General features: G+C 54.4%; 10 protein-coding genes and 1 pseudogene. 4 read left to right on the top strand and 7 right to left on the bottom strand.

What is annotated here, in order from left to right; translation table 11 throughout:
- The 4 genes from RTK32_RS15565 to RTK32_RS15580 form a co-directional block, all read right to left on the bottom strand.
- A partial coding sequence (locus RTK32_RS15565; protein WP_312045549.1) for a ribonucleotide reductase N-terminal alpha domain-containing protein occupies positions 1–575 on the bottom strand: 575 nt, incomplete at its 3' end.
- A complete protein-coding gene (nrdI, locus tag RTK32_RS15570; RefSeq protein ID WP_312045551.1) occupies positions 548–949 on the bottom strand; it encodes a class Ib ribonucleoside-diphosphate reductase assembly flavoprotein NrdI in 402 nt (133 codons plus the stop codon). The genes RTK32_RS15565 and nrdI, both read right to left, overlap by 28 nt.
- A 4-nt stretch (positions 950–953) precedes the next feature.
- Positions 954–1,193: a glutaredoxin-like protein NrdH gene (gene nrdH, locus RTK32_RS15575; RefSeq protein ID WP_312045553.1), complete on the bottom strand. Its 240-nt coding sequence runs from the start codon at positions 1,191–1,193 to the stop codon at positions 954–956.
- 497 nt (positions 1,194–1,690) lie between these two features.
- Entirely contained in the window at positions 1,691–2,017 is a 327-nt protein-coding gene (locus RTK32_RS15580; protein WP_312045554.1) for a DUF883 family protein, read from the bottom strand.
- Between the two features lie 162 nt (positions 2,018–2,179).
- Here RTK32_RS15580 and RTK32_RS15585 point away from each other — a divergent pair, with 162 nt between their 5' ends.
- The 4 genes from RTK32_RS15585 (at position 2,180) to RTK32_RS15600 (ending at position 5,475) form a co-directional block, all read left to right on the top strand.
- Positions 2,180–2,515, top strand: coding sequence for a DUF2002 family protein (locus RTK32_RS15585; protein ID WP_125289393.1), 336 nt, complete (start codon positions 2,180–2,182; stop codon positions 2,513–2,515).
- 115 nt (positions 2,516–2,630) lie between these two features.
- Positions 2,631–4,049: an S-methylmethionine permease gene (gene mmuP / locus RTK32_RS15590; RefSeq protein WP_312045556.1), complete on the top strand. Its 1,419-nt coding sequence runs from the start codon at positions 2,631–2,633 to the stop codon at positions 4,047–4,049.
- On the top strand, positions 4,036–4,962 hold the full coding sequence (gene mmuM, locus RTK32_RS15595) for a homocysteine S-methyltransferase (protein ID WP_312045558.1): 927 nt from the start codon (positions 4,036–4,038) through the stop codon (positions 4,960–4,962). The genes mmuP and mmuM overlap by 14 nt, the downstream gene beginning before the upstream one ends.
- A 93-nt stretch (positions 4,963–5,055) precedes the next feature.
- Positions 5,056–5,475: a hypothetical protein gene (locus RTK32_RS15600; RefSeq protein ID WP_312045560.1), complete on the top strand. Its 420-nt coding sequence runs from the start codon at positions 5,056–5,058 to the stop codon at positions 5,473–5,475.
- 48 nt (positions 5,476–5,523) lie between these two features.
- On the opposite strand, the gene speG is transcribed toward RTK32_RS15600, so the two are convergent.
- The 3 genes and pseudogenes from speG to RTK32_RS15615 form a co-directional block, all read right to left on the bottom strand.
- Positions 5,524–6,081, bottom strand: coding sequence for a spermidine N1-acetyltransferase (speG, locus tag RTK32_RS15605; RefSeq protein WP_312045562.1), 558 nt, complete (start codon positions 6,079–6,081; stop codon positions 5,524–5,526).
- A 111-nt stretch (positions 6,082–6,192) separates the two neighbouring features.
- A complete protein-coding gene (locus tag RTK32_RS15610; RefSeq protein ID WP_312045564.1) occupies positions 6,193–7,059 on the bottom strand; it encodes a nucleoside-specific channel-forming protein Tsx in 867 nt (288 codons plus the stop codon).
- A 789-nt stretch (positions 7,060–7,848) separates the two neighbouring features.
- Positions 7,849–7,978 (bottom strand): annotated as a pseudogene (locus RTK32_RS15615) (two-component sensor histidine kinase); the annotation flags it as partial.

A 7,978-nucleotide genomic window follows, 5' to 3' on the forward strand; every position in this document is an offset into this window, starting at 1 on the left:
CGGCCGATCGACTCCATATTGTCTTCAATACGCAGCAGAAAACAGGAAACCAGCTCGCCGCGCTGCTGTTTGCCAGCGTTCAGAAACGTGGGTGTGGCGGGCTGAAAGCGGCCAGAAAGCATCTCTTCCATCAGCGCCGTTGCCAGCGGCTGGTCGCCTCTAGCCAGCGTCAATGCCACCATGCAGACGCGTTCGCTAAAGCCTTCAAGGTAACGCTTGCCGTCGAACGTTTTCAGCGTGTAGCTGGTATAGAACTTCCATGCGCCGAGGAAAGTCTGAAAGCGGAAACGCCGCCGGTAAGCCTGCTCAAACAGCTCGTTAATAAACTCAAAAGGGTAAGCGTTCAACACGTCGGCTTCGTAATAGCCTTCTGCCACCATGTATTGTAAGCGCTCACTAACTGAGCCGAAAGCCACCGTATTCGGCAGCACATGCTGTAAAAAATAGTGACGTGTCGCCTCGCGATCTTTCTCAAACTGAATATGGCCGTTGGCATCGTAAAGGTTGAGCATCGCATTCAGGGAATGGTAGTCGGCCGTGGTCGGTGCTATGCGTGTACTTTCTGTTGTTGCCAAAATTGGGTTACTCCCCTGGAAACGTTAGCGATGTCTTCCTCCGTGCCGAGCAGCTCGAAACGATACAGGCACGGGACGTGGCATTTTTGCGCAATAATTTTGCCCGCCAGGCAATAAGCCTCGCCAAAATTACGGTTGCCTGCGGCAATCACGCCGCGAATGCCCTGGCGATTATCGACATCATTAAGGAACTGAATGACCTGCTTCGGCACCGCGCCTTTGGCAGTGCCGCCACCATAGCTGGGCACGACCAGCACATAGGGGTCAGCCACGTGCAGCGGTTGGCCGTCGATAGGGATACGACGGCAGGGCAGGCCGGTACGCAGCACAAAGCGATGGGTGTTTTCCGACTGACTCGAAAAATAAACCAGCATGGTGTCAGCCCTGTACGGCGAGACGGCCCAGAGCGGAAATTTTGTCGGGGCGGAAACCGCTCCAGTGATCTTCGTCCGCCATCACCACGGGAACCTGACGATAGCCCAGCGCTTTCAGCCTCTCCAGCCCGGCAGGATCCTGATCCAGATTGATCAGCTGATACGCGATACCCTGCTTATCCAGCGCGTTTTTTGTCGCACTGCACTGGACACAGTTATTTTTCGTGTAAATAATAATGCGCATGATTCGTATTTCCGTTTGAGGGCGGATGCCCGGCACAAACAGTGCAGGTAAACCGCTGAGTAATCACCCGGCCTTACTGGCCCCATCACTACATATAGGTGTTTTTTAGTAATTTAATACTAGATGTAGAGTTTTGCTATTGCAACCGCGCATCTTGTACGCTTATTCAAAACAAACGGCTTAAAGCCTTGCCGTAGCGGGTTTTGAGCGGGAAATTTTTTTTGGCGGGCAGAGAGTCGGGTAAATAGCATGGTGAGACGGGGGAATTGGTACCGTAAGCGCGGAAGGGCCTTAAAGCGGCTGATGTTGAAAAGCAGGAAGCTCAGAAAGCCCGGTCAGAAGCGGGGCAGGCCCGAAACTCACAGGGAAAGCTAAGTGGGAAGCGTTTGATGGCAAAACGGTTTTGATGGACTCGCGTGGAAGAGAAAGGGAGAGGGAGGCTCGACGCGACTGTCGGGGGAACAACTTTCCCCGCCGGGGCGGGGAAAGTTAAGCTATCAGTCGCGGGAAGCGCTGGTCGCAATCAGTGCACCAAGGAAAACACCTATCGCTGCACCAATACCGACGCCGTGCCACGGGTTGTCACGAACAAAGGTATCCACATGCTCGCCCGCGTCTTTAGCGACCTGGGACACGCGGTTGCCGCTGCCGTTAAGTTTAGCGCGGGTGTCTTTCAGTAGCGCCTGTGCTTTGCTGCGTGCTTCATCCACTTCTTCTTTAGATTTGCTGCCGTAAGATTTCAGCAGACCATCAAGGGTATCAGCCAGCAGAGTGACGTCCTGGTTGATATCAACATCTTCGTTTTTTGTCGTCCGGTTAAACATTTAGCGCTCTCCTGGAAATGATACAGACTATTTACTATAGACTATCAGAGAGATATTTCGTGCACCGGGCTTCCGGGCACCCTGTTTCTGGACAATTCCGAAAGCCCTGCGCCCTGGCGCTAAGGTAAGGTGACGGAGTTGGCAAGTATTAGAGGATTAAGCATGTATCTACGCCCTGATGAGGTCGCTCGCGTACTGGAAAAAGCGGGATTTGAAATGGACGCGGTCACCGCGAAAGCTTACGGATATCGCCGAGGCGACAGCTATGTGTACGTTAACCGCGAAGCGCGTCTGGGACGCACCGCACTGGTCATCCATCCCACGCTAAAGGAAAAAAGCCACAGCTTTGCGGAACCCGCTAACGAAATTAAAACCTGCGAGCACTACGTGCAGTTTCCTATGTACCTGGTTGGCGACAGCCGGGATCACTATGGCATCCCGCACGGCTTCAGCTCGCGTGCCGCGCTGGAGCGCTACCTGGAATCCGTCTTTGACTGAGTGCCGATCGCTGGCCTGAAAGCGCTGCTTTACGTTTGCTGACGTTGCATTACCGTCACAGACCAGGTATAACACCTGGCTATGTAGAAGTTTAGACGTCTATACGGATGACAGCATGCAGCAAACTCAGCAGGACAATACGCAACAATTCAAACGCAGCATGAAAGCGCGCCATCTGGTGATGCTTTCGCTTGGCGGCGTAATCGGTACCGGCCTGTTTTTTAACACCGGCTATATTATTTCCACTACCGGTGCGGCGGGTACGCTGCTGGCCTATCTGATTGGCGCGCTGGTGGTGTATCTGGTGATGCTCAGCCTGGGTGAGCTTTCCGTTGCGATGCCCGAAACCGGAGCGTTTCACGTGTATGCCGCGCGCTACCTCAGCCCGGCTACCGGCTACACCGTGGCCTGGCTTTACTGGCTGACCTGGACCGTGGCGCTGGGATCAAGCCTGACGGCCGCCGGTTTCTGTATGCAGTACTGGTTTCCTCAGTCGCCGGTCTGGCTCTGGTGCCTGCTGTTCTGCGCGCTCATCTTCCTGCTTAACGTGATTTCTTCTCGCTTCTTTGCCGAGGGGGAATTCTGGTTTTCGCTGATCAAAGTCATTACCATTCTGGCGTTTATCGTGCTTGGGGCCGGTGCGATGTTCGGTTTTATCCCGCTGAAAGACGGCAGCAGCGCGCCTTTCTTCCATAATCTGACCGCGCACGGCTGGCTACCGCACGGCGTACTGCCGATCCTGATGACCATGGTAGCGGTAAACTTTGCTTTCTCCGGTACCGAGCTTATCGGTATCGCGGCAGGCGAGACGGAAAATCCACACAAGGTCCTGCCGCTGGCGATACGCACTACGGTTGCGCGCCTGATCATTTTCTTTATCGGTACCGTTCTGATTCTGGCCGCACTCATCCCGATGGATCAGGCTGGCATTGTGAAAAGCCCGTTTGTGCTGGTGTTTGAAAAGATCGGGATCCCTTATGCGGCCGATATTTTTAACTTTGTTATCCTGACCGCTATTCTGTCGGCGGCTAACTCCGGCCTGTACGCCTCTGGCCGTATGCTCTGGTCGCTCTCCAATCAGAAAACGCTGCCGCGCTGCTTTGCCCGTCTGACCCGCCGCGGTATTCCGCTAACGGCTATTTCGGTCAGTATGCTGGGTGGGGTGCTGGCGCTGTTCTCCAGCGTAATCGCGCCGGATACGGTATTCGTGGCGCTTTCCGCCATCTCTGGCTTTGCCGTGGTGGCCGTCTGGCTAAGTATTTGCGCCGCACACTTTTTCTTCCGGCGAGCGCACCTGCGCGCCGGCAAACCGCTTGCCGACTTGAAATACCGCGCGCCATGGTATCCGTTGACGCCCGTGCTGGGCTTTATACTCTGCCTGCTGGCCTGCGTCGGCCTGGCTTTCGATCCCGAGCAGCGCATCGCGCTATACTGCGGGCTGCCTTTTATCGCTGTTTGTTACGGCGCTTACTACTTAACTCAGCTGCTGCAAAAACGCGAGCAGGCAAAGGAGACCTCACATGTTGTCGATTGATGCCGTTAAACAGCAGGTGGCCGCTGGCCTGGTACTGGATGGTGCGATGGCCACCGAACTGGAAGCGCGCGGGTGTGACCTGAGCGACGCGCTGTGGTCTGCAAAGGTGCTGATTGAAAATCCTGAACTGATTTATCAGGTGCATTATGACTATTTTAAAGCCGGTGCGCAGGTCGCGATCACCGCCAGCTATCAGGCGACGCCACAGGGTTTCGCGCAGCGCGGACTGGATGAAACAGCGTCGCTGGCGCTGATAGCCAGAAGCGTGGCGCTGGCCGTAAAGGCCCGCGAGGACTATTTGGCGGATGCGCCGCAGGCCGGGCCGCTGCTGGTTGCTGGTTCCGTAGGACCTTATGGCGCCTTCCTGGCTGATGGGTCTGAATACCGCGGCGATTATGCGCTGCCAGAGGCGGAGATGATGGCCTTCCATCGGCCGCGCGTGCGGGCGCTGGTTGCAGCCGGAGTCGATATACTGGCCTGTGAAACGCTGCCTTCCTTTGCCGAGATCAGAGCGCTGGTCGCTCTACTGGCGGAGTTTCCCGCCACGCCGGCCTGGTTCTCATTTACGCTGCGCGACAGCGACCATCTTAGCGACGGCACGCCTTTGGCCGACGTTATTGCCTTCCTGGATGCGCAACCGCAGGCGGTAGCGCTGGGCATCAACTGTATCGCGCTGGATAAAGTCACGGCGGCGCTAAACGTTTTCTCCGCGCTGAGCGAAAAGCCGCTGGTGGTCTATCCGAACTCCGGCGAGCAGTATGATGCCGTCAGTAAAAGCTGGCACAGCGATGCTTCAACCTGCACGCTGGCGGATAACCTTGCCGAGTGGCAGGCCGCCGGAGCCAGACTGATTGGCGGCTGTTGCCGCACCACGCCCGCCGATATTAAAGCTATCGCCCAACGCTGCCGATAATACCTTCAGAGCTTTGCACAATAACGCCCGCGGTCGCCGGGCGTTATTCGCTGCGCCCAACTATTCTCACTATTTAACCTGGCAGGAAAGCTTATGAAACGTATTTTACCGGTGCTGGTTTCGGCGTGGCTGCTCGGCGGATGTGCCACTATCGTGGGCGATCAAACCCAGGATGTGAGCATCCAGAGCTGGCCGCAAGGGGCAAAATTTGTCGTGCAGGATGAAACCGGCAGGGCGGTAGCGGAAGGCTATACGCCAAAGACCGTGACGCTGGCAAAATCCGACGGCAACTACTTTGGCAAAAAGAAATTTATGCTGATGCTGGAGCAGCCGGGCTACGTGCCACAAACGCTCCCGCTTAACGAAAAGGCTAACCTCTGGTATCTGCTGGGGAATATTCCGCTTGGCGGCTTCCCGGGCTGGCTGCTGGTCGATCCGTTCAACGGCGGCATGTATCACATCGAAGAACCGCCAGCCCGGATTATCATGCATCCTGTCGGCGCACGCAGCTGATCCCCAACAGGGCGTCCCGCGTCAGAGAAGCGGGACGCCTGGTCGGGCTTACTGCGCCGTCGGTTTGACCATCGTATGCGCCGACTTGTGCTTAGCCAGGTACTGATGCTGGAAAATACACATACGGATGGTGTTGCGATACTCGCCGTTAATAAAGAATTCGTGGATCAGCTCGCCTTCAATTTCAAATCCGAGCTTGGTGTAAATATGGATCGCCTTTTTATTCTCTTTATCGACAATTAAATAGAGTTTGTAAAGATTAAGGACGGAGAAGCCATATTCCATCGCCAGAAGCGCGGCTTTGCTGGCGAGGCCTTTGCCCTGATGGCCGGGCGCGATAATAATCTGAAACTCCGCGCGACGATGAATATGGTTGATTTCAACCAGCTCCACCAGACCCACCTTATCTTCCTCAAACTCCACGACAAAACGGCGTTCGCTCTGATCGTGAATATGTTTGTCATAGAGATCGGATAGCTCAACGAAAGCTTCGTAAGGCTCTTCAAACCAGTAGCGCATCACGCTGGCGTTGTTGTCCAACTGATGGACAAAATGCAGATCTTCACGCTCCAGCGGGCGTAATTTAACCGGGTGTTCGGCAGGCATACATTATCCTTTGTAGGGAAAAAACATCGCCTGAAAGAGTATAGGTTTTGCCGCGAGGGGAAAAGCACCGCCAGCGAGGGAAAAGGCTGGCGGTTGAGGAAATATGGCGGATCAGAAGTTATAGCCAGCGACCAGATAGTAGCCCCAGCCGGTGGATTTCACTTCAAAATTCCCCGTGCCGAAGTTCAGATCCTGCCCGTCAGCCCACTGACCGCCGTTGTGGAAGTAACGCGCGACAACGGAGTAGTGCCAGTGATCGTAAACCAGCGACAGCACATGGCTGGAAGCGATGGAGTTGCTGGTGCGTGAGGCGTCGCTCTTATCACGCAGGTCGGAACCCCAGTCAAAGTTGGTAAAGCCGATATAGCTCAGGTTGCCGCCCCACAGCGACGTCAGCGGCACAAAGTACTTCACCTTGAAACGGTAGCCATCCCAGCTGTTTTCGTTAGCCGCGCCGTAGTTTTCCCACTGGTATTTGGCGTAAACGTTCAGCGACAGGTTGACCGGCGTGTGGGTGTCGATATCGGTGCCGAGGCCCATATACCACGTGTTCTGGCGGTTGTCGCTGTTATGGCCCATATCGTAGATATAGTTATTGGCGAAATACCACTCTTTTACCGGCCCGATGCTCAGATCGGTATTGGTCAGCTTGTCGATAGAGAAGCGCGGTTCGATCTCCATAAACATCGGCGAGCCGTGGTCGAAAATGCCGTTGGCGTTTGAGTTACCGGCACCGAAGAAGTTGGTCAGATCCAGATAACCGTAAAAATCGAACCAGTCTTTTTTGGCGAAGGCTTCATATTCCAGATAAACATCGTTGTTAAACTGCGGCCCGAAACGGGTGTGGTAGCTGCCCACCACGTTAACGCTTTGGTGCCACCAGTCGGAAACGTACTGCGGCTGCTCGGGGGCAGCAAACGAAACGGTACTGTATGAAAGCGCCATTACGGCACCCGCCATCAGAGATTTATATTTCATTATATTACCACATGCTTATCGACCATTTTCTGCAGCCCGCGCGATGGTCTTATCTGTTGTTATCCGGAACGGAACAGAGGCGGTTTCAGTGCCGAAAGCGCCCGTATCAAATGTCGGAAAAAGTGTGCCGTCATCCGCGCTTTAGGAAATAGATATCGCTCACAGTTGTCAAACTCTGTTTCATTTCACTTTAATTAAAGTGTGATGCAGCTCACGTAATGCGCGGAACTTAAGCTGTCTGCTGCTTGTCTGGCCGGAAAAGAGAATTTGCCCGCAAGTAAACGTTTGCTTTCCGTTTCAGGCGGTAAATAGTGTGGCGGAGGCGTTGTGCGGCTCTCTGCATTTTCATCTGAGGCATAAGAAAAGCTTATACAAAAAGTAACTTTTTGTGTGTTTATTAACCTTGTGATGAGGCTTAAGTTGCATTCTTATTGAGCGCATATTGAAGCTGAACTGGCGCAGCGGCAGCCTGGTGCCGACGTCACTTTATGTCGTACTGGCTTCAGAGCATAAGAAACAGGACAAGAAATAAACGCGACAGGAGGGCTTTATAAGCGGCATTTTCCGTGCGGCAGTGAGGTACCGTCAGCAAGAAACCGAAAAGGACGAGCGGTTCAGCGTGGCCTTAATGTTGCCTTAATATTCTTACAGGAAACTCCTCTTACCATCCAGAGGAGAGCACCATGAAACAGCCACGCGTCCGCCCGATAAGTGAATATACCGCCGTGATTTTCAGCGGCCTTGTCGTTTTAGCTTTTCTGCGGATTTGGTTCTCCGCCTGAGCCGTGGTCAGGTAAATTTTACCGAAGCCCGGCAGCCTGAAGCCTGCCGCCGGTTTTCGAGAAAAAACTGCGCCTTATGCAGCTGAGCAATACGGCTGACGATACTCAGCCCCAGCCCGATACCGCCATAGCGGCTG

It is taken from the genome of Erwinia sp. (assembly GCF_031978025.1).
In the GTDB taxonomy this organism is placed as follows: domain Bacteria; phylum Pseudomonadota; class Gammaproteobacteria; order Enterobacterales; family Enterobacteriaceae; genus Erwinia.

Coding starts and splice junctions, on each gene's coding strand:
- RTK32_RS15610 (WP_312045564.1), bottom strand. CDS start 7,059: ATGAAATATAAATCTCTGATGGCGGGTGCCGTAATGGCGCTTTCATAC.
- RTK32_RS15600 (WP_312045560.1), top strand. CDS start 5,056: ATGAAACGTATTTTACCGGTGCTGGTTTCGGCGTGGCTGCTCGGCGGA.
- RTK32_RS15580 (WP_312045554.1), bottom strand. CDS start 2,017: ATGTTTAACCGGACGACAAAAAACGAAGATGTTGATATCAACCAGGAC.
- nrdH (WP_312045553.1), bottom strand. CDS start 1,193: ATGCGCATTATTATTTACACGAAAAATAACTGTGTCCAGTGCAGTGCG.
- mmuP (WP_312045556.1), top strand. CDS start 2,631: ATGCAGCAAACTCAGCAGGACAATACGCAACAATTCAAACGCAGCATG.
- mmuM (WP_312045558.1), top strand. CDS start 4,036: ATGTTGTCGATTGATGCCGTTAAACAGCAGGTGGCCGCTGGCCTGGTA.
- RTK32_RS15585 (WP_125289393.1), top strand. CDS start 2,180: ATGTATCTACGCCCTGATGAGGTCGCTCGCGTACTGGAAAAAGCGGGA.
- nrdI (WP_312045551.1), bottom strand. CDS start 949: ATGCTGGTTTATTTTTCGAGTCAGTCGGAAAACACCCATCGCTTTGTG.
- speG (WP_312045562.1), bottom strand. CDS start 6,081: ATGCCTGCCGAACACCCGGTTAAATTACGCCCGCTGGAGCGTGAAGAT.